The organism is Niastella koreensis GR20-10 (assembly GCF_000246855.1).
Classification (GTDB): Bacteria; Bacteroidota; Bacteroidia; order Chitinophagales; family Chitinophagaceae; genus Niastella; species Niastella koreensis.
Genome location: NC_016609.1, coordinates 973,830 through 996,382, shown reverse-complemented (window position 1 = coordinate 996,382; position 22,553 = coordinate 973,830). Strand labels below are relative to the sequence as shown.

Here is a 22,553-nt window from a genome sequence, read left to right as displayed (position 1 = left end):
CAACTTTAAATGGTTTGAATGGCCTGTTTCATTTCTTTCAACTTGTTCTTAGCTGCTTCCAGGCATTTGTATTTCTGATTCTTTGCGGTGTTTTCCGAGCTATAGCCCATTTTCGAGGCAATATCTTTTAGCTTCATACCGCTGTTATAAAAAAGCAACAACACTTCCCGGCATCGTTCGCCCAACTCCTTCACTACTTTTTCAGCCAGGCCTATACGGGCTTCCTCGCCGGCCCAGCCTTCCCATTGCTGTTCTTCCGCTGCGCTTAAGCCGGTTTCAAAATCGAGCAGGGGTTGTTTATTTCTTTTTTTCAATTCGTCTTTCCAAAGAAAGCGGCAAACGCCGAACAGGTAGGTACTCAGTTGAGCATGGAGTATAAACTCTGTTTCTTTGATCTTTCTGCACAGGATGATCAGGGCTTCCTGAAATACATCTTCTGCATCCTGCGCATTACCGCCTTTTAACCGGATCATCTTCCGTACGGCCGGAAAGTTTTTATAAAGCACCAACAGGGCCTTATCATGGTTGTTTAACCGAATTAGTTCTATTATCTTTTGATCCTGCATGGATGGAAACTTTATATAATGAATGGTCAAAATAAAAAAAGGTCACCCCGGAAGGAAACCTTTTTTGAAAAATAGCTGAAAAAGTAAGCTTATTTAACCCTTATAACCCCTTCTGTAATGATCGGGAATTTGGTGAAAGCGGCGGCGCTATCATAGCCAGGTACAATGAGCTTCTCATCATTTACCAACATTTGCATCTTTTGCATGGCCTTTATATAACCATTGGCATCAAAGGTGTGGAACGAAGGCGCCGGGGTTACAAAATCAGAATTGTAATAGATCCAGATATTGTCTGAAGCAAGGGCCAAATTACCCAGGCTTGTTCTTATCAACGCGTATTGCGGCAATGCAGGGTTTCTTGAACCGGGGAAGATCTTAAGTCCGGGGATGATCTCTTTATTATAGCCTTCAAACAACGTCACCCGGCCTTTTTCATGTACTTCAATCAATTTCTTTACTTCCTTCCTGTTGAACTCGCTGTTCACGCCACCTTTCTGCCAGGCAGCAGTAGTGGTATAGTTGTAATCATCTTTCTGCACCCACACCTGGGCATTGGGAAACATATCGATGCTGTTAATATGATCGAGGTGCTGATAGCTTAAGATTATATCTGTTATTTCTTCCGGCTTCAACACCAGCTTTTGCAGGGTTGAATCGGGTCGCAGGTCATCGATCACATCAAAGTTTTTGGCCGATTCCACGCTGTATAAATAACCGGCATCCATCAGGATATATTTTCCATTGCTTTTTATCAGCCAGATCATGAAATCTACGCTTACACTGTCGGCCTCATGTGCGGTATAGGATGAATCGTGCATGATAGCCGAATACTTCAATGCATATACTTCAGATGGTTGGTTTGTTTGGGAAATGGCAAGGCAGGAAATAAATAACCCCAATAAAAAAAAACATAATTTTTTCATAGTACTGATTAAATGCTTTTTAATGGGCAGGCAGATCGCGATGCAAGGTGCATAGCAAAAATACTAATTACCCCCAATTAGCAAAACATTAGTCCAGACAAAAGCCGGACCAATGTTCTTATATACTATGTTTTTTTATTGCGTAAGGCTAATTTATTTTTTTCCCACACTTAGTTTTTACCCGCTGACCTTGTGTGGATCCTGATGACAGTTAATGAACTGGCCGGGGCCTGGTAAGTAAAAGACTTATTGACAGTAAGATTGGAGGTTTGCGGCGTTATGTTTTGGGTATTTTCAAAACTGTTTTCGGCCGCAGGGTCACCGCTTAATACAGTCACCACTGCATTGGTATTGAATGTACCCAACTTAGCCAGGTTAATTTTCGCTGGTATACCAATCGAATCCGTGTTTACTATCTTAAGAATGAGATCACCGGTTTTACTATCCCTTACACAGGAAGCCGAAAAAGTTTTAGCGGTATCTGCTACATTGGCAGAAATAACATTGCTGTAATATATGTCGCCTTCGTTGTTGGCGAACAATTTCTGTGCATAGTAATTTATGGTTGGACAGATCTGCGTTCCGGTATAATAGATCAGGTTGGGATTCCACTGGGTATGCCCCCTGCGGCCCAGCAAGGGCGCGTACGAGGCAAACAATACCACATCGCCGTTGCGCTCCAGCGAGGTCATGTACAACGCTTCTGATAAAGCAGACCGCAGCGTATTCCGGCGTTTTACATCATGCGCAGCATACTCACCCACATATACTTTTGAATGGGCCCGGGAATATTTATCATAACGTGTAAGGTTATTGACAAACCATTCAGGTTTTTCATAATAATGCTCATCTACCATTTCCACTTTTACCTCGTTGGCAAAATTCCAGCCCAGGTCGTAATCCTCGCCGGAGTGAAAAGGCCCCACGGTGCCAATAATGGTGATCTCGGGATGTTTTGCATGCACCACCTCATAGATCATTTTAAAGCGTTCTTTAAAAACCGGGGTGATCTTATCTTCATTGCCGATGCCCAGGTATTGCAGGTGAAAGGGTTCCGGGTGACCGGCAGCTGCGCGTTTAGCCCCCCACGTTGTCGTAGGCGCCCCGTTGGCCCATTCTATCAGGTCCAGGATATCCTGGATGTATGCTTTCATCTCATCTTCAGGCAGGCCTTTTTGCCCGGTACCGCCAATGCGCCAGGTGCCGCCTGAGTTCTGACAGCTTACTCCTGCAGCTACTACTGGCAAGGGTTTGGCGCCAATGTCTTCACAAAACTGGAAGTATTCAAAATAACCCAGGCCAACGGATTGGTGATAACTCCAGATATTTCTTTGCTCAATCCGTTGTTCCACCGGCCCGATTGTGTTTTTCCATTGATACATATTACCCAGTCCATCCCCATGCACGAGGCAGCCGCCGGGAAAGCGCATGAATTTCGGTTGCAGGTCGGCAATAGTCCGGGCCAGATCAGCCCGTAACCCATTTGGCCGGTTCTTAAATGTTTTTTGCGGGAACAGCGAGATCATATCCAGCGCTATTTTACCTGTAGCTTTTGCTACTATAACCAGCGTGGCGCTGTCATCGCTTTGCGTAGCGGTTAAGGCAGCGGTATATTTTTTCCAGTCTTTTGAATCGGCATTGATGGTAGCCAGGTTGGAGATAGCCCCATTTTTACTTTTCAACTGTACGGTTACCGGGATGGCATTTGCACCGAGTTGTTTTGCAAACAGGGAGAAATCGTATTGTTCGCCGGCCTTTATGACAATGCCATCAAAACCGGCATTGTTCAAACCAACTCCTTCCCTACCCACTTCTTCAACATTCAGCACCACATAATGCGGGTTATTGGCATGAACCGGTGAACTGGTTTCCACCGAAATAGTGCCGTACGAAAATCCTTCTTTGGTAAATTGCCAGGCTGTCAATGGATTCCAGTCGCGGTGATCGCTGGCAGTATATTCAAATGAACGGTTCTGCACCAATTCGCCATACAAACCGCCATCGGCCGCATAGTTTATATCTTCAAAGAAAATCCCAAACAGGTTGGGGCTGATGGGTTTCTGGGCCTGAACAGCCATGAAAAGGAATACGGATACAAAAAAGCAGGTCAGTCTTTTCATACAGCAAGTGTTAGTTTAAGCGTACAATTGACATTAAATGTACGGAATTAAGGGCAAAAGGCAAAGGGCAAAGGCTCCTTCGCCGTAGTGAAAGGGCAGTAGGCAGTGGTGAAAAGGCAGAAGGCAGAGCTGAGAGTTACAAGCTGCAAACTATAAGCTGCGAACTATAAGCTGCGAACTATAAGCTGCAAACTATAAGCTGCAAACCGCAAGCAATACACCTCGTCGCGGCAAGGGCCTCCCCCGGCCCCTCCAATGGTGTGTGTGTTTTCAAATAAAAAAACCTGGTAAACTGAAGCCACCAAAGCAACTTCAATTTACCAGGTCTTGTCAACGCGTTAACCTGTCAACCTGTTAACCTATCAACGTGTTAACTTGTCAACCCTGTCAACTTCCTGGTTAACTGGTCAACTGGTTAACTGATCAACTAATAACCAAACAACTCCTCCAAACTCACCGTCTTCACTTCACCGATAGTCTTCAGATCGTCGAGTTTGATCTTTTTATCCGAAGCCACTACACAATAGGTGAAAGGCTTATTACTGATCTGTTCTTTATGCATTTTCTGAACATCTTCCAGTTTAAGCGTAGAAAGGGCTGCGTATTCATCTTTGCGGAAATCACCTTTCCAGCCTTTTTGCTGGGCTTTCAGGTAGGCATCGATAATATCTTCCTTGGTAATACGCTCGGTTTCCAGGTCTTTTTTGAAACCGGTTCTTGCCAGCTCGAAGCGTTGTTCGGAAGCAGGCAGATCATTCAGTAATTCATTCATGCCCTTGATGGCTTCGTTCATTTTATCGGCCTGGCAACCTACATACGCCATCATATAAAAAGGATTTTCTTTTTTAGCAGGCGTATTGTAAGAAGCGAAGGTGGAATAAGCCAGCGCTTTTGATTCGCGAATGGTCTGGAACACCACTGATCCCATACCGCCGCCAAAATAGTTATTGAACACATTTACCACCACTTCTTTGCTGGCATCGTAACCTGCATCGTTTCTTATCCAGGCAATTTCACTCTGCACCATATCGTAATTGGCAAACAACAACTGGTTGCTGGTTTGCACCGAAGGGGTGAAATTCATTTTTGCCGGATACTCTTTAAAGCTGGCTGGCAAAGTGTGCAGTTTAGCAATGGATGTTTTAAAATCAGCATCGGTAAGCGGACCATAATACATGATACGATGCTTGTACTGCATCAGGCTGTGCAATTCATTCACCAGGTCAGTTGCTTTCAACTGATCTATCTCGGCATCGGTCAATGCAGCGTTGAACGGGTTTTTAGCACCGTACCGGGCATAAGCGATCAACCCCTGCATAATGTTTTGTTTGTTGGCTTTGGCGTTTGCCCGGCCTTTCATTACCCGGCTTTTCAATGCTGTCAATGCAGCCTCATCGGGTTTGCAATTGGCCAGCACTTCCTCAAACAAACTAACTGCTTTGTCAAAATTCTCCTGCAACCCGGTTATATTAACGGTAGTAATCTCTGCGTTGGTAGAGATGTTGAAGTTACAGGCAATGTTGTAAAATGATTTGCTGATCTGTTCTGCTGAATATTTATCAGTGCTTAAGAACTGCAGGTAAGAGGCCGCCAGGGGCAACAATTTATCATTCCAGGTACCCATATCAAACTGATAGTACAGTGAAAACAACTCGTTCGATTTGTTCTGCACCGTTAACACATCAGCAATACCGCTTTTCGACAGGTTGATATCTTTATCGTAATCCAGCCACAGGGGTTGAATATCGCCCACCTGGATGGCTTCCATTTTCTTTACAAAATCAGATGATTTACCGGCATTGGTTTCAATAGGTGTGATGGCAGGCTTATCTACTTTTGCGATATTTTTGTCATCACCTTTTCTTTTATAAAGGAGCACATAGTTTTTATCGTTCAGGTATTTATTAACAACCGCTACCAGTTCAGCCTTGGTAACTTTTGCCATATCATCGAGGTAGGAAACTTCTTTATCCCACTGCGCGCCACGGTTCTTGATAAACGCATCCATTAAACGCTGGGCGCCGCTGGTGCTGTTATCGAGCGATTGCAACAGGTCTAACTTGGTATTGGCTACGATGGCTTTGATCATGCTTTCATCAAACTCGCCTTTTTTCAGCAACTCCAGCTGACCCATCAGCAGGTCTTTCACATCTTCCAGCTTTTGGCCCTGTTTCGGCATTCCCAACAAAATAAAAATGCCATAGTCTTTATACTGCTGCAAACCTGCTTGTGTAGCCTGGGCTTTTTGCTGTTTGTTCAGGTTCAGATCCAATAAACCGGCTTTCCCGTTCGACAATACGGAAGAAGCCAGGTCGAGCACCATCGCCTCGTGTGTGCCGGCTGCAGGTGAACGGAAACAGATGCGCATATTCTCCGCATTAGGTCCAAAGATCTCCTTCACAATTGGAGCCGTGATAGGTTTCTCCGGTGCGCTCTTATACTCCTGTACCGGTTTGGATTGCATATAAGCAAATGCCTGTTCCACTTTTTTAATCATGGCATCGGCATCAAAATCGCCGGATAAAATAATACCCATGTTATTGGGCACATAATATTTGTTGTAATAGTTTCTGATAGCAATCAAAGATGGGTTCTTTAAATGCTCGATGGTGCCGATGGTTGTTTGCTGGCCATAGTTATGCGTAGGGAACAAACCGCTCATCATGGCTTCCTGCATTTTAACTCCATCGTTATCCAACCCGCGGTTCTTTTCTTCATACACGGCTTCCAGTTCGGTATGGAACAGGCGGAAAACCGGTTTGCGGAAACGTTCGGCCTGAATGGTCAGGAATTTATCAACCGCATTGGAAGGAATGTCTTCTTCATAAACCGTTTCCTCCACCCAGGTATGGGCATTGGTTTTCTGCGAACCAATATTGCTCATCAGTTTATCATACTCATTGGCAATGGCGTAATGTGAAGCAACGCCGGAAACGCTGTCAATTTTATGATAAAGGGCTACACGGGCAGCGGGGTCTTTGGTAGCGCCATACTGCTCGTATAAGGCATCGATCTTATCTAAATAAGGTTTTTCTTTTGCCCAGTCGAGCGTACCATATTTATCGGTTCCTTTAAACAACAGGTGTTCGAGATAGTGCGCCAGGCCCGTATGATCTTTTGGATCGTTATTGCTGCCGGTGCGCACCGCCATGCGATAAACAATACGGGGCTCTTTGTGGTTGACTGTTAAAATAACCGACATGCCGTTTTTCAGGGTGTAAAACCTGGTTTGCATCGGGTCGTTGGTCACATACTTATAGGTGTAACCACCAGCGGACGCCTGTTTCCACTGGTATTTGTTTTGGGCCATACTTTCGCAGGCTGCCGAAAGAAGCAGTAAGAGTGCAAGAACCTTGTTGAATTGCATAATACGTGGTTTACATCATTTTTTTGCTGAAATGGAGACTTATCATGTAGTCAGGAGCATGCCTCCAATGCCAGCGGTTGAACAAAAATTATTAGGCTGTCTGTAAAACGCAGCTAAGCCTGCAAAGTGCCCTTCAAAACAGCTACTTTTTTCATAATTCTGTATAACTGGTCTATTTCACAGACGAACGGTTAGCGAAACGGCAAAAGGCAAACAACCTCTTCGCGGCCAGCCTACACTAAGCTCTGGCAGGCGAGGCAAATAAAAAAAACCTGGCAACTGAAGTCACGAAAGCAACTTCAATCTACCAGGTCCTTTTAATTAACCTTTCAACTCTATCAACGTTTCAACTCTGTCAACGTGTTAACCTGTCAACTTATCATTTATACCAATAAGGTCAAATTGCGATGATAGTTGGTATAGCCAATATAGCCATAGCCATTGGTAGTGCGGGCATAGGCCTGCACCATAAAGCTGTATGCACACTGAACGGGTGGCCGCCAGTTGGCAGGCGTGGTTGGCACGGCAAAGTTCAATACTCCGGCCCAGTTGGTTCCTGGCGGAACGGCAGTATCGTACTGCTGGCTGAATATAGCCACCGACTGATTCTCACCATAGGTTGCACTAAAGCTCCAGGAAAGCAGGTTGCCTTCCGGATCGTTGGCTGTAACATTAAAGGTAAGGCCATCAGCACCGGGCCCTATATTCTCAATAGCGCATGCTGTTACTTCGGTAGCGCCATGTTTTATACTGTTGATATTCACATTGGGCACATTATTATCGACGAACAAGGTGAGCACCTGCGCTGCGGAAGCAACCGGGGTAACACCATCGGCTTTAAAGAACTCCACCTTGAATTTATGCAGCCCGCTATCCATACCATAAGTGGAGAATTGGATCAGCAGGTCGTCTATGGAGTATTCTGCAGCCGGATTTACCAGCGTATATTGTTTATTTACATCGGCTGAAAAAGATTCCGGTACATAGTTGGCGCCCGTCCAACGGTAATTGCTCCACGCAGACACCAATGGCAGGAAGGTAGCACTGCCAGGCACCGCATGCAGAATGCGATATTTATTGGCGCCGATGCCAATTAACGCAGTAACATTTACGCGGTTGGCAATAAAGTTCAGCACCCCGCCAAAAGCGGCATTATGCGCCTCCACAAAATAACCGGCGGTGGTAGTAGCACGTCCTGTTGCCGCATTCAACACCGAGGCTGATGTTGGGATAAGTCCAACGGTGCCGATAATAGCTCCCAGCAATGCCTGATTGGGCGCTGGTTTGCGGGCGAAGTACAACTTCGTGAGATTGGAGAAATTCTGGAAGAAGTTGACGGGATAATCCCCGGTAAATGCAGGATTGGTAGAACTAACCCGGAAACCAAAATAGGTAAAGGGCAATCCCAGCAGCGAGAACAGGCTGGCATTGATCTCTGGTAATGAGATCTTGAATTTCCAGATGCGGTGTGGCGTTGATGATTTGGGTGAAGGACCAAATTCAACCCGGCTCTTTGATTCCGGAGGTTCAGAAATGCCCGTCCAGGTACCGGGTCCCAGGTATTTTTGAATACCCATTTTATTTGGGAAGCCGGGAAACAAACCATAGTTCACATCTTTGTTGGCAGAGATACCCTTATTCTCATCCACATCAAAACTGAGCCAGTAATAATCATTGGTGCCAAAATCATTTCCGGTATCGTCCACTACATCCAGGACCATGTACAGGAACTTAGCGTCGTTTTTGGCATACACCCAGCCTTTGGGAAATTGAAATTCACCCGCATCATTCCAGGCGCTGTCCATAATGGAAGTGGTGGGTTCGATGGGCGTTTCAGTCCACTTACTAAACAATGCAGTAGCTGCAGTAAAAATGGGCGGCAGGGAGATACTCTCTTCAGTAAGCATAAAAAGTGAGATTTAAGTTGGTTATTGACAATGGTTACAAAACATGATTGGTAGCCCATCATGCAACTGTTACAGTATGTAGTGTGGTTGGGTATCCCCGGGGAAACAGGGAGATACGCTACTTAAATTGCCATTAACCTCAGGAGGGATTACTTACGTGGTTAGGACGAAGGTGCATGATTTAAATGGAACCAGCACCCGTACATACACCTGAAAAGAAAACGTAATACTACGGGATTTTAATGGAAGAAGTTCAAAGGCGAAAGTTTTTGATTTTGATCATGTTCTCGGAGATAGCCGACAGTAAACGGTTAGTAACAGGGCTGATTTGTACTTTAGAACATCACACACAGGGTTCCCGCACCTCATACACCGAACATACCGCATCCTGCCCGGTATAATTAGGCCCTGCTTCATCATTGGCGCCTTTGTAGGTAAGAGCAAAATCAATCTGGCGAGGGCCTTTACACGCCAGTATCCTTGTGCGACTGTTATATTTAACGTCGTGCTTTTCAAAAATATCCAACAGATAATCTTCCGTGTCATTATTTTCAATAAGAATATTACGCAGGTCAAGATTGGCAATGAATAGTCCCTGCGATGTTAAGCATTCAAAAACCGATACAAGCACTTTAAGTTTGTCGCCAATATAATGCAGGCCATGTATACAGGTAATCAGGTCAAATTGCACGGTTGATTTCCAGTCGACCAATGACCTCACTTCAAAATCAAGGCAGGTTATATGGGGTGGTATTGGTTGAAAAGCATCTACCAGGTCAATGCCCCGTAATACCGCTTTATCCTGCAACCCTTTATTTAAAAGCCATTCACCGGTTTGAATAAGTGCCTTCCCCTGGCCACAACAAAGGTCCAACCATTTTACCTGGCCGGTTTGATGAAGATGATTTTCAAGAAATTCTTCTGGTTTAAACTTCAACTCCTGTTCATAGCTATTCACTCCACTGGCATTACGCTCACGGTTCATTTTTGAATTGGCTACCACCCATGACCAGATCAATTCGTTTTCTGCAAGTAGTTTCATGATTAAAATAGATTCTAATTCCCAAACAAATCCCCCGACTGGTACCCTTTATTAAATTCCCTAGCCACCGCTTTCTGGTCTTTTAATTTCCCTGTTTCATCAATATGCTGTACCATTATTCCTTCGGCGTCCAGAACCTTGCCAATCAACCTGCTTCTATGGCATTCTGCAGGTTTTCGTTCACTGCACATGATGGCCACGTTTACATCTTTATTGTAAGCCGTCTTCAACCGTTCAATCCCCTTTTTAAAGAAGTCCTTTGTTTTTAAGATCTCATAGTCCACTTTTCCCTGTCGGTAACAGGAGGCATCGATTGGCCGCCCGCCTATTTCATCACCCATAAACACATACCGAATCCCGTTTTGCTCCAGGAACAATTTTAATGCATCCTTGCTGAATTGGGGATGAAATCTGGAATATGGTATTGTGCGGGCATCGACGAGGTATTCGATGCCGTATTCTTTTAACAGGGCAAGAAAATCATCCGCACTCCGGCTGCTATGCCCAATGGTATAGATCGGTTTCTTTTCCACCCTCCAAATTTACGACACAGCAGCTATAAAAAAACGTCAGCTACAGGCATTGAATACCTTTACCGGAGCATTAAACGCGATGACCGTTTCGTTTAATCGGAAGCCGTTTGCGTTTAATAGAACGGCCTTCCGGTTAAATCAAAAGCTGTTTGCGTTAAACGCTCCGGACATATCATTTAATTCAAAACAGCTTGCTTTTACAAGAAATGATTTGATTCTCCGGCATATAAGCGGGTTGCATCAAATGTCTGGCTGGCTCGCACAAATTGAGTACCTGATACACCCTGACATTTCCAACCAATCCCCCATCCCCCCGAACAATTCCCGGACTTCTCAACAAAATAAAATTAGACGTTTTAACAAAGTACCCCGGGGCTATTTAAACGGAGATTTGCAGTAAAAATGGTAACATCATGATCACGACATAGCCCTACTGTTACGTAATAAACCGGGCGATCGCACAAAAAACGTCACTACCAAAGCAATGCCCCATTGGCCCATGCGTGTTTTTGCACTGTTTAAACCATCTTTCAAAGATATTGTAGCCCGGTAGGGCAGAAACAAGAATGCCAGCAATGAAAAAGCAAAAAAATTACCTGGCTGGGCGCCCCGAAGCCATGAAGAAGCTATCTTAGCGTCCGCAGAAAGTTTGTTCAGATTTGGGCTTATCAAAAAATAGCACCATGAAATATTCCATCATTAAATCCTGCACCGTTGGGCCAACGATCTCTGATGAACAATTCATTCCTGAGCATTTCTTTCTGTACCTGATAACAGGATCCATGTTAGTTTACGATGGCAACAGAGAATATAAAATACAACCAGGTGATTATGGCATTGCCCGCCGCAATCACCTGACAAAATATAACAAGAACCCTGACAACGGCCGGTTTGAAAAAATCGTCATCTTTCTTGACCAGCCTTTTTTACAGGCATTCAACGATGAATACCAGTTTTATATTGATAAGGAAAAGCCAACCGATGCCATTATTACAATGGGTAAGAACCCGCTGGTATTGAATTTTATTCAATCGCTAACGCCTTACTTCAACGATCAGGGTAAAATAGAAGCGGATTTTTATAATATCAAACGCAAGGAATTGCTGTTGATCTTACTCAAGGAACAACCCGACTTAAAAAACATCCTGTTCGATTTTGGCAAACCGGAGAAAATAGACCTGCAGGCTTTTATGAACCGTAACTACAAGTTCAATGTAACACTGGAACGGTTTGCCTTTTTAACGGGTCGCAGCCTGTCGGCTTTCAAAAGAGAGTTTCAACAAACGTTCAACGATACACCTGGCAGCTGGCTTATGGAAAAACGATTACGCGAAGCCCATTTTCAAATAACCAAAAAGGGAAAGAAACCTTCAGATATTTATCTCGATCTGGGCTTTGAAGACCTATCGCATTTTTCGTTTGCCTTTAAAAAGCTGTTCGGGCATTCGCCTTCGACGTTGAAGAAGGACGGAAATTAATTTTTTACTTATGAAGATATATAGCTTACTTGTTTTGCTTTTGGCAGTAGTGATGAATCCTTTAGTCGTGAAACGTGAAACGGCAAACGTGAAACCTGAAACCTGGAACCTGAAACCTGGAACCGGCGACCGGCAACCGGAAACCGGAAACCCGATAATAACCGGCGCCGATCAAACGGAGAAATACCTTCCGCTGCTCAAAAACAAACGGGTAGCTATCCTGGCCAACCCTACTACTGTCATCGGCAAAAAACACCTCGTTGACAGCCTCATCAACCGCGGTATCAAATTCGTAAAAGCTTTTGGTCCTGAACATGGTTTCAGGGGTAAGGCCAGTGCCGGCGCGCATGTAACCGATGAAACCGATTCGGCTACCGGCATTCCTATCATTTCTTTATACGGTCCTAAAAGAAAACCAACTGAAGCCGATCTCGCCGATGTTGACATTATGATCTATGATGTGCAGGATGTGGGTTGCCGTTTTTATACGTACATCAACGTACTGCGCGATGTTATGGAAGCCTGTGCAGATAACAATAAAGAACTGCTGATCCTCGACCGGCCCAATCCCAATGGTTACCTGGTGGACGGCCCCATCCTGGATATGAAAAACAAATCGGGTATCGGGCAGTTTCCCATTCCCATCGCTCATGGCATGACCATCGGCGAATTTGCCAAAATGATCAACGGCGAGGGCTGGTTACCGAATAAAAAAACCTGTAAGCTTACCATCATTCCGGTAAAAAATTACCGGCACGATATGGACTATGTGTTGCCGGTAAAACCATCGCCCAATTTAAATACCCAGCAAAGCATTTTATTATACCCTTCAACCTGTTTGTTTGAAGGCGTTGCCGTTAACCTGGGCCGCGGCACCCGGTTTCCGTTTACCGTTTTGGGGGCACCGGTATTAAAAGACAAATACTCCTTTTCATTTACACCGGTGAGTATTCCGGGCATGGCCGAAACCCCGTTATATATGAATGAAGTTTGTTACGGGATCGACCTGCGTAAATATGATGTATCTAAACTCCGCAAAAGCAAAAGGATCAATATAGACTGGATGATCGAATTGTACAATGCATTCCCCGATAAAAGCAAATTCTTCGACCGCTCCATCAGCAAACAGATCGGGAATATCGATTACCTGGCCGGCGTGTCTGAATTCAAAAAACAGATCATGGAAGGCAAGACCGTTCAACAGATCCAGGACTCCTGGGAGCCGGGTTTGTCCCAATATAAACAGATGCGGAAAAAGTATTTATTATACCCATAACAATATGCAGTAATTTCTGATTTTGAGATTGCGGGATTTTGAGATTTGTCGGAATTTAACGCTCCAACAAATCTCAAAATCTCTAAATCCCGAAATCCCCAAATGTCCTCCTTCTTATTTTTTCTCTCCTCCATTATTTTCCTTAACTTAAAGGAAGAAAAGTAACGATTGCCATCACGCTCTTTATTCCGTTCCCTGCGCACTTAAACACTTTGCCATATGCAATTAGCGGGGAAATATGTATTGCATGCAGCGCCACCCATTGTTTGGGCGACCCTGATGAACAAAGATACCCTTGCCCGGGTAGTGCCCGGTATTTCCCGCCTTGAACAAACCGGCGATCATTCTTATAAATCAATTCTGGATATAAAGCTGGGGCCCGTTAGCGGCTCCTTCACTGGCAACCTGCATCTCGACGATTTGCAGGAACCCAATGCATTTACCCTTAAAGCACAACAAAACAGTAAAATAGGCAATGCCAATGCCGCTATCAGGATCAACCTGGCCGCAGTGGGTACAGGTGATACCGAGATCGCATTTGATGGAGATGTAAAACTAAGCGGCATGCTGGCAACCCTGGGGCAACGGGTTATGGGTGGGGTTTCGAACACGCTCACCAAACAATTTTTTTCAAACCTCGAAAAAGAGATCGACCACACACCTGCATAGCAATTAATATTGTTCACTTATACTAAACGACACTACATGAGCACCAGCATCCATGTTACCGTTAACGGTATACAATACAATCATCTTGTTGAACCCCGGCTGTTACTGGTTAGTTACCTCCGCGATGTGTTGCGGCTAACCGGCACCCATGTAGGCTGCGATACCAGCAGTTGTGGCGCCTGCACCATACATGTAAACGGAAAGGCGACCAAATGCTGCACCATGCTGGCCGTTCAGGCCGATGGTTGTGAAATAACCACTATCGAAGGCCTGTCGCACAACGGCGAACTGCATCCGCTGCAGGAAGGTTTTAACGAATGCCACGGGCTGCAATGCGGTTTCTGTACGCCGGGCATGATCATGATGGCGGCCGATCTGTTGCAACACAACCCGCAACCCTCGGAAGAATCTATCCGGCATGCGCTGGAAGGAAACTTCTGCCGTTGCACGGGGTATCACAATATTGTGAAGTCGGTTCAGTATGCAGCAGAGAAGATGAGGACGGGCGAGCCGGTACATTGACACAGTTCCAGGTTTCAAATCCCAGGTTCCAGGGCCCGATTGCATTGTTTTCCCTGCAAGCTGTAACATGCAACCTGAAACATCTTCTTTAAAATACAGATCAACCACCATTTACACTATCAACTTTATTATATGAGCACCAACGGATTAATTGGAAGGGCCGTTAAACGGGTTGAAGACAAACGGTTTATTACCGGCCATGGTAACTACACCGATGATATTGTGCTGCCCCATCAAACCTATGCGGTATTTGTACGAAGCCAGTATGCACACGCAAAGATTGTGCGCGTTGATACTACCGCCGCCAAAGCCATGCCGGGCGTGATAGCCATCTATACCGGCGCAGACCTGGCTGACGTAAATGGCGTTCCCTGCGGCTGGCAGGTGAACTTCAAAAACGGCGATACCATGAAGGAACCGAAGCATCCCCTGTTGGTGGCCGATAAAGCCAGGCATGTGGGCGATGCCATCGCCATTGTTATTGCCGAAACAAAAGACCAGGCAACCGATGCAGCCGATGCCGTGGAAGTGGAAATGGAAGAACTGCCTTGTGTAGTGGATGCTTTCAAAGCCGTTCAGGCCGGTGCGCCCCTGGTGCACGACGATGTGCCCAACAATAAAAGCTTCGACTGGGTACTGGGCAATCCCCTGGGAGAAGTGAACGAAGCGATGGACAAAGCCACCCATGTGACCACGCTTGATTTTGTAAACCAGCGGCTGGTGCCCAATGCCATCGAGCCCCGCAGTTATAACAGCTCCTACGATCCTGTTACCGAAAAATATACCTTATACACCAGCTCGCAAAACCCGCACCTGGTGCGGCTGCTGATGTGCGCATTTGTATTGGGCATTCCCGAACATAAAGTACGGGTGGTGAGCCCCGATGTGGGTGGCGGCTTCGGCAGCAAGATCTTCCATTATACCGAAGAAGCCCTGCTTACCTGGTGCAGCAAACAAATTGGCCGCCCGGTAAAATGGACATCAGAACGAAGTGAAAGTTTTCTACTCGATGCGCATGGCCGCGATCATGTTACCAAAGCCGAAATGGGTTTTGATAATGATGGAAAGATCGTGGCGCTGCGTGTAAAAACATATGCCAACCTCGGCGCTTACTTATCTACATTCAGCAGTTGCGTGCCCACCTATTTACATGGCACCCTGCTGCAAGGTTTATACACAACACCTAAAATAAATGTTGATGTAACTGCTGTTTTCACAAACACCACCCCGGTAGACGCCTACCGAGGCGCCGGTCGTCCGGAGGCTACCTATTTACTGGAACGCCTGATCGACCTGGCTGCCCTTGAGATGAACGTTGACCCGGCCGACCTGCGATTCAGGAATTTCATTCCACCATTCGATGGCGTACAACAACCCGGTTATCAAACCCAGGTAGCACTGCAATATGACAGCGGTAACTATGAGGGGGTTTTAAAGAAAGGGTTGGAAATGATTAACTATCCTGAAGTACGCCGCGTACAACAGGAAGCTGCTCACAATGGCAAACTGGTGGGCATAGGTTTCTCTACGTATATTGAAGCCTGTGGCATCGCCCCTTCTGCCATTGTGGGCGCCCTGGGTTGCCGCGCCGGTTTGTTTGAAGTAGGCCAGGTGCGCGTTCAACCCACCGGCAAAGTAAGCGTGTATACCGGTTCCCATTCACACGGGCAAGGCCACGAAACCACTTTTGCCCAGATAGTGGCCGATAAACTGGGCATCAACCTCACCGATGTGGAAGTGGTGCATGGCGATAGCGACAGCGTTGCCTTCGGCATGGGCACCTATGGCTCGCGCAGTTTGGCCGTAGGTGGCAGCGCCATTATGAAAAGTATTGACAAGATCATTGAAAAGGGAAAGAAAATAGCCGCGCATAAACTGGAAGCCAGTGCCGATGATGTTGAATTTGCCTCGGGCAAATTCACCGTGAAAGGCACCGATAAATCGATCGGGTTTGGCGAGGTAGCACTCACCGCCTATGTACCGCATGTGTATCCTAAAGACCTGGAACCTGGTCTTGATTTCAGCAGCTTTTATGATCCCGCCAATTTCACCTATCCATTCGGGTGTCATATTGCCGTAGTGGAAGTAGATAAGGAAACCGGCAAGGTTTCATTGAAGCGTTTTGTGGCCGTGGACGATGTGGGCAACGTGATAAACCCCATGATCGTAGAAGGACAGATCCATGGTGGTGTGGTGCAGGGAATTGGTCAGGCCCTGTTTGAAGGCGCAGAATACGACGAAAACGGACAACTCACCAATGGCTCCTATATGGATTATTGCATGCCGCGGGCCGATGACTTCCCCATGTTTGAAACGGCCAGCCAGGTAACGCCCTGTCCGCATAACCCATTAGGCGTAAAAGGCGCCGGTGAAGCGGGCACTATTGGCAGCGCCCCGGCCATTGTAAATGCCGTGATCGATGCCTTGTGGAGCGGCGGGCATAAGGTCAAAGACATTCGGATGCCGTTGACACCGGAGAGGGTGTGGCATGCTTTGCAGGATGAGTTGACGAGTTGACACATTGACGGGTTGACAAGTTAACATGTTAACACGGTTGACAAGTTGATAGAGTTGACAGGGTTGATAAAGGGGTAAGGATGAAATGAGTGAAGAGTGAAAACAGTGAGGATTGGTGCATTATCGCGAGCCCTTTCACGTTTCATGTTTGTCGTTTCACTATTGCCGTTTGCCGATTCCAACATTATCCACGACACAATCAAATTTGTACAAAGTCTAATTAACACCCATTATGATCCCAGTTGCATTTGACTACGAAAAAGTACACACTATAGACGAGGCCATCGCGGCCTTATCGAATGACGATACAAAAATACTGGCCGGTGGACATAGCCTGATTCCTGCCATGAAGCTGCGGTTGAGCCGCCCGGAAAAATTGATCGATATTGGCGGCATTACGGCCTTAAAAGATATTAAGGAAGAGGATGGCGAAATTGTCATCGGCGCGGCCGCCACGCATGCCGATATCCTGTATCATCCGCTTATCAGAACCCACCTGCCCTTCTTTACAGAAGGCGCTGCCATGATCGGTGATATGCAGGTGCGTAATCATGGTACTATTGGCGGCAGCCTCGCACATGCCGATCCGGCGGCAGACTGGCCGGCGATGGTGCTGGCAGCCGATGCCACCATTGAAATGCAGGGCCCAAACGGCCGCAGAAGTATAAAAGCCACTGAGTTCTTCACCGGGTTGTTTTCAACCGCACTGGAACCTAATGAGCTTATTACAGCCATTCGCATAGCAATGCCACCGGATGGCACCAAAAGCACCTATCAGAAATTTGCACAGCCTGCATCGCGGTTTTCGCTGGCCGCCTGTGCCGTTATGCGTTTTCCCGATGGCGGAACTACTATTGCATTTACCGGTGTGGCTGACCATGCATTTCGTGATACGGGCGCCGAACACGTCATCAGTGGCAAGCCCATCGATGACGACTCCATTGAAAAAGCCATGCAGGCAGCTTTGCAGATGGTGGATGTATTGAGTGACCACTATGCATCGGAAGCATACCGTAAACACCTTGCGAAAGTTTATTTAAGAAAGGCATTACTGGCCGTGAAAGGATAATACAGGTTCCAGGTTTCAGGTTACATGGAATCGAACCCCTGGAACCTGGAACCTGAAACCTGTAATTTGTATGTCAAACAATCTTCAGCTACCCGATATACAACAGATGCTCCTTCAACAAGGGTATATCACCGACAGATCCGTTGCCATGTCGGTGTTCCTGTCGTTGCAATTGAACAAGCCCTTGTTGATTGAAGGCCCGGCCGGCGTGGGCAAAACAGAGATCGCCAAAGTAATGGCCAATGCCCTGCAAACCGATCTGATAAGGCTGCAATGTTACGAAGGGCTCGATGCTACGCACGCCCTGTATGAATGGAATTACCAGCGGCAACTGCTGCACCTGAAAATGACCGAACACGACACCCACTCCATAGATGAAAAAGAAAGGACCATCTTCAGTGAACAGTTCCTGATGAAACGCCCCTTGTTACAGGCCATCACCCATACACAAAAACCTGTTTTGTTAATAGATGAGGTTGACCGCAGCGATGAAGAGTTTGAAAGCTTTTTGCTGGAAGTGCTGAGCGACTGGCAGATCACCATCCCGGAAATTGGCACCATTAAAGCCACCTATATTCCACAGGTGATCCTGACCGGTAATCGAACCCGCGAATTGAGCGAGGCCCTGCGTCGCCGGTGTTTGTATTTGTATATCGATTATCCTGATTTTGAAAAAGAATGGCTGATCGTAAAAAATAAAGTGCCCGGCATCGATGCCCGGCTAGGCGAACAGATTACGCGTTTCATGCAGGAATTGCGGAAAATGAAGCTGGAGAAAACGCCCGGCCTGGCTGAAACGCTCGACTGGGCCATGGCTTTATCGGCCCTGCACATCGACCACCTCGATAAATCCATCATTGAACAAACGCTGGGTGTGGTGTTGAAAGAGTGGCAGGATACTAGACACGTGCAGGTGTCGTTAGATGAGTTGATGGAGAAAACGGGGGTGCATACGAAAATTTAGTTCCAGGTTCCAAGTCACAGGTTTCAGAGAACTCTGAACCCGGAACTCTGAACTCAATACCTGCAACCTGAAACCTGTAACAGCTTTATGATTACCCGATTAACTTCTTTATCACAAAACATCATTCAATTCTGTCATTACCTGCGGCAGCATGGGTTCACCGTGGGTATAGAAGAAGAAACCCTGATACTGCAATCGCTGCAGCAGTTTGATTATACCAGTCACGAATCGTTCTTCCTGTTGTTAAAAATGATTATCTGCCGTAGTAAGGCCAACCTCGATGATTTTGACAACCTGTTTCGCCAGTACTGGAAACAACTCGACAAATTAGTTGATACCAAACATAAAGAAGGATCGAAAAAGAAAAAGCCACCTACCCCGGAAGCGCAATTTGCGTCGCTCAATGCCTGGTTAAAAGGCAATCCCAAAAAAGAAACGGAAGAAACTGCCAGCTACAGCCTAAAAGAATCGCTTTCGCAAAAAGACTTTTCCGCCATTCCCGACAATGAGGTGGCCGAGCTGATGAAAGCCATCCGGAGTTTAGCGCGCCGGCTGGCCGCCAAAGCCAACCGCCGGTATGAATTGTCGAACAAGGTAGACCTGCCCGATCTGCGACAGACCCTGCGAAAGAACCTGCGCCGTGGCGGCGAACTGATTGACATTATGCACCGCCGCCCCAAACGCAACCGTGTAAAACTGTTAATGCTGTGCGATGTAAGTAAATCAATGGAATTGTATTCCAGCTTCCTGTTACAGTTCCTGTACGCCTTTCAGCAGGTATACGCGCGGATGGAAACGTTTATCTTCAGCACGTCGTTACAACGGATAACGCCTATGCTGAAGCAAAAATATTTTCTGGAAGCGCTGGAATTATTAAGCGCGGAAAACGAAGGCTGGAACAGCGGCACCCGCATTGGAGAATCGTTGCACTCTTTTATTACCAGCTATGGCAACAAACTGATAGACTCCAAAACCATTGTCATTATCTTAAGCGATGGCTGGGATACCGGCAATATTGAGTTGCTGAAAGAAAGCATGCACCGGGTACACACCAAAGCAAAAAAGGTGATCTGGTTAAACCCGCTGGCCGGCTATGCAGCCTACAAACCGGAAGTAGCCGGAATGAAGGCGGCAATGCCGTATATTGATGTGTTTGCTCCTGTATATAACCTGCAAAGTCTTCGGAAGTTGGCTAAGTACATCTAAGAATAAGCTGAAAGCGGAAAGCTAAAAGCCGAAAGCAATACATGGCTATGGGCTTTTACCTTTAGGCTTTCTCGTATCCCAAACAAACCACCCCATTGGAAAACGATTTACTATTCGCCAGTTTCAACTCCGCAGGCAGTTGGGTATTGTTAAACAGCGGAATTCCACCGCCTACCAACACGGGATTTACAAAAAGCCAGAACTCATCGATCAATCCATATTGCATCAGCGAATGAGCGGCGCCAGGGCTGCCGAAGATCAGGATCTCTGAACCCGCCTGTTGCTTCAATGCTTTTATCCTGTGCTCCACATCCTCACTAATGATAATGGTATTGGGTTTCTGCTGTCCTTTCATGCTTTTTGACAACACCACTTTATCTACCTTGTTGTACCAGGCGCTGTGTTCTTTGTCGTGCTTGGAAGCATCGGGTTCATCGCCCGCTGTTGGCCAGTAAGCATCCATCATTTCATAAGTAATCCGGCCATACATAGCCATGTCAGAACGATTGGTGCGGTCGCCTACATAATCAAAGATCTCTTCATTTACTTTTATAAAACCCATACCGCCGTTGGGATCGGTAACAAAACCATCAAGGCTTACGTGCATAAATAAAACCAGACGTCGCATATTAAAAGTGTTTTTATTTGACAGCAACAAACCTACACCCGAAAACCCGTTTTACCGGGGGTGTTTTGCGACAATCTGAAGGGGCGGCTCCGTCAATTAAAAATAAGTGGAGAACCCAAACTGGAAACCCGCCATCCTGGAGGGTGGATTACCCAGGATGTCATGCTGCGTGTTATGGCGATAGTTTAACCTGATTACCGTTTGAGCCGTTGGCCGCCAGCTGATGGCCGGCACAAAGGCAAATACATCGTCTGCGATTTTGCCACCGGTCGATTTAAAGGAACCCTTGTTCCAGTCAACATACTCCAGGCGCAGCGCCACGTTCAACACGGCCTTTTCAAAACCCATCATGGGCTTTTTGAGAACGGGCTGCACCAGGTCAACAAAACCGCCCTGCTGTTTGCGGCCATACTGTTCGGTATACGTTTCCGGTACATCCACCCGCACCCAGGCCCACTCGCCATTAATGTAAGTTTTTGAATAGGGAAGCGTGGTATTAAAGTCAATGGCAAACACATTTACAGGGCGCTTTTTGTCCAGCACCAGGCCATCATCCTGGTACTTGTTATAAATGCCGCCCATATACGACAACCCCAACTCTCCTACTTTCCGATTCTTTACCGCTACCTTTCCCGTGAACAGCGGACTGCCATTAAAACTTTCCTCAAAACGTTCGGCATTGGTTTTGGAAGCCGGCAGGAAGGTTTTGCCTTCGGTATTGTTGATGATCTGATCGTCGAACCCATTGGTAAAATAAGCTTCATAGGCATATACCCAGTCCTTCACATACTTCTTCCCGAATATGCCAAACCCCACATTGCTCCAGGTAGCAGGCAACATTTGCGTGGCAGAAATGGGCCGGTCGATAAACTCCCATTTAGGCCCATCGTGATTTTGGTTGAATGCGCCAATCGGGTTCATCACTACCCCACCGCGAAAGTTCAGCAGTGGCGACAGCTCAAAATCAACAGAAGCAAATTCTATATTGATCTCCTTCGTACCATCTTCAAATTCAATTTCACTCAGGAATTTTATGCGTTTGTAAATAGAAGAGGAAACAAACAGCGTTAACCGCCGCATCTGGAACTGGTGTCCTTCGCTGATGCCATTTTGTTTCAGGTATTGATAATTGGCTTCTACATAACCGCCGAGGGCAACCGGCAGTTTACCCAATTGTAAAAACGGACGGTTATAAATGGCATCCATATTCATCTTCAGGGCGCCGGAATCATTGGCCGGGTTCCGCAATAGCACAGGGTCTATCTGGGCCAATAAAGCTGAAGATGAACATAGCAATACTATAAGCAGGTAATATTGTTTCATACTTTTCTGAGATCGATAAATAATTCATTGTTGTTTACCGTAACGGGAAAGCTGCGCAGGTCTTTATCGGCCGGGCCATTGGTCACTTTTCCCTTATTGCTGAACTCGCTCCCATGGGCCGTGCATTGCAGCTGATCGCCGGATGCCTGTAACTCAGCGCCCTGGTGGGTGCATTGCATCCAAACGGCGCTGTATTCGGTTTCGCCAAAGCGATATACATAAATGGGATATTTCAGGCTTTCGTTACGTACAATAATAAACGGCCGGTGACCGCCCCTGCCCTTTTTATTCAATTTAAATTCATCGGCGCTTAGGGTAATGCCATCTTTGCCCATAGTACCGCTGGCATAGCGGGTACCCGAACAGGACGACAATAACGTCGATACGGCCGTAGCGCCCAAACAGGCAGCGCAAGTATTTGCAATAAAATCTCTGCGGTTCAT

At 46.4% G+C, this 22,553-nt stretch carries 18 protein-coding genes; 8 read left to right on the top strand and 10 right to left on the bottom strand.

All coding sequences use genetic code 11. From position 1 onward, the window contains the following. Positions 1 to 5: 5 nt before the first annotated feature. The 7 genes from NIAKO_RS03950 to NIAKO_RS03920 form a co-directional block, all read right to left on the bottom strand. On the bottom strand, positions 6 to 566 hold the full coding sequence (locus NIAKO_RS03950; RefSeq protein ID WP_014217104.1) for an RNA polymerase sigma factor: 561 nt from the start codon (positions 564 to 566) through the stop codon (positions 6 to 8). Positions 567 to 655: 89 nt separating this feature from the next. Next, the gene (locus NIAKO_RS03945; protein WP_014217103.1) at positions 656 to 1,489 is read right to left on the bottom strand and encodes an MBL fold metallo-hydrolase; all 834 of its coding nucleotides are present in this window, start codon (positions 1,487 to 1,489) and stop codon (positions 656 to 658) included. 170 nt (positions 1,490 to 1,659) lie between these two features. Beyond that, complete coding sequence (locus NIAKO_RS03940) at positions 1,660 to 3,609, bottom strand: alpha-L-arabinofuranosidase C-terminal domain-containing protein (RefSeq protein ID WP_014217102.1); 1,950 nt, start codon at positions 3,607 to 3,609, stop codon at positions 1,660 to 1,662. 427 nt (positions 3,610 to 4,036) lie between these two features. After that, positions 4,037 to 6,976 carry a M16 family metallopeptidase gene (locus NIAKO_RS03935; RefSeq protein WP_014217101.1) on the bottom strand — a complete coding sequence of 980 codons (2,940 nt, stop codon included), beginning with the start codon at positions 6,974 to 6,976 and terminating at the stop codon, positions 4,037 to 4,039. A gap of 383 nt (positions 6,977 to 7,359) precedes the next feature. After that, entirely contained in the window at positions 7,360 to 8,883 is a 1,524-nt protein-coding gene (locus NIAKO_RS03930; RefSeq protein WP_014217100.1) for a hypothetical protein, read from the bottom strand. 343 nt (positions 8,884 to 9,226) lie between these two features. Then, positions 9,227 to 9,925 (bottom strand): methyltransferase domain-containing protein, encoded by a 699-nt coding sequence (locus NIAKO_RS03925; protein ID WP_014217099.1) that lies wholly within the window; start codon positions 9,923 to 9,925, stop codon positions 9,227 to 9,229. A 14-nt stretch (positions 9,926 to 9,939) separates the two neighbouring features. After that, complete coding sequence (locus NIAKO_RS03920) at positions 9,940 to 10,458, bottom strand: DUF488 domain-containing protein (protein ID WP_014217098.1); 519 nt, start codon at positions 10,456 to 10,458, stop codon at positions 9,940 to 9,942. Between the two features lie 683 nt (positions 10,459 to 11,141). On the opposite strand from NIAKO_RS03920, the gene NIAKO_RS03905 reads away from it, so the two are divergent. From NIAKO_RS03905 to NIAKO_RS03870, 8 genes are all read left to right on the top strand, one after another. Further along, positions 11,142 to 11,936, top strand: coding sequence for a helix-turn-helix domain-containing protein (locus NIAKO_RS03905; RefSeq protein ID WP_014217096.1), 795 nt, complete (start codon positions 11,142 to 11,144; stop codon positions 11,934 to 11,936). Positions 11,937 to 11,946: 10 nt separating this feature from the next. Next, positions 11,947 to 13,212, top strand: coding sequence for an exo-beta-N-acetylmuramidase NamZ family protein (locus NIAKO_RS03900; protein ID WP_014217095.1), 1,266 nt, complete (start codon positions 11,947 to 11,949; stop codon positions 13,210 to 13,212). Between the two features lie 219 nt (positions 13,213 to 13,431). Then, complete coding sequence (locus NIAKO_RS03895; protein ID WP_014217094.1) at positions 13,432 to 13,881, top strand: SRPBCC family protein; 450 nt, start codon at positions 13,432 to 13,434, stop codon at positions 13,879 to 13,881. A 36-nt stretch (positions 13,882 to 13,917) separates the two neighbouring features. Continuing rightward, positions 13,918 to 14,403 carry a (2Fe-2S)-binding protein gene (locus tag NIAKO_RS03890; RefSeq protein ID WP_014217093.1) on the top strand — a complete coding sequence of 162 codons (486 nt, stop codon included), beginning with the start codon at positions 13,918 to 13,920 and terminating at the stop codon, positions 14,401 to 14,403. Between the two features lie 132 nt (positions 14,404 to 14,535). Further along, entirely contained in the window at positions 14,536 to 16,920 is a 2,385-nt protein-coding gene (locus NIAKO_RS03885) for a xanthine dehydrogenase family protein molybdopterin-binding subunit (protein WP_014217092.1), read from the top strand. A 232-nt stretch (positions 16,921 to 17,152) separates the two neighbouring features. After that, entirely contained in the window at positions 17,153 to 17,989 is an 837-nt protein-coding gene (locus NIAKO_RS03880) for an FAD binding domain-containing protein (protein WP_014217091.1), read from the top strand. A gap of 70 nt (positions 17,990 to 18,059) precedes the next feature. After that, entirely contained in the window at positions 18,060 to 18,953 is an 894-nt protein-coding gene (locus NIAKO_RS03875) for an AAA family ATPase (RefSeq protein ID WP_014217090.1), read from the top strand. A gap of 87 nt (positions 18,954 to 19,040) precedes the next feature. Beyond that, the gene (locus NIAKO_RS03870) at positions 19,041 to 20,159 is read left to right on the top strand and encodes a vWA domain-containing protein (protein ID WP_014217089.1); all 1,119 of its coding nucleotides are present in this window, start codon (positions 19,041 to 19,043) and stop codon (positions 20,157 to 20,159) included. A gap of 61 nt (positions 20,160 to 20,220) precedes the next feature. Here the strand turns inward: NIAKO_RS03870 and NIAKO_RS03865 are convergent, their stop codons facing one another. The 3 genes from NIAKO_RS03865 to NIAKO_RS03855 all read right to left on the bottom strand — a co-directional run bounded on the left by NIAKO_RS03865 (position 20,221) and on the right by NIAKO_RS03855 (position 22,553). Next, positions 20,221 to 20,787 (bottom strand): dihydrofolate reductase family protein, encoded by a 567-nt coding sequence (locus tag NIAKO_RS03865; RefSeq protein ID WP_014217088.1) that lies wholly within the window; start codon positions 20,785 to 20,787, stop codon positions 20,221 to 20,223. Between the two features lie 96 nt (positions 20,788 to 20,883). Then, complete coding sequence (locus NIAKO_RS03860; RefSeq protein ID WP_014217087.1) at positions 20,884 to 22,110, bottom strand: hypothetical protein; 1,227 nt, start codon at positions 22,108 to 22,110, stop codon at positions 20,884 to 20,886. After that, positions 22,107 to 22,553 carry a QcrA and Rieske domain-containing protein gene (locus NIAKO_RS03855; protein ID WP_014217086.1) on the bottom strand — a complete coding sequence of 149 codons (447 nt, stop codon included), beginning with the start codon at positions 22,551 to 22,553 and terminating at the stop codon, positions 22,107 to 22,109. Before NIAKO_RS03855 ends, NIAKO_RS03860 begins: the two co-directional genes overlap by 4 nt.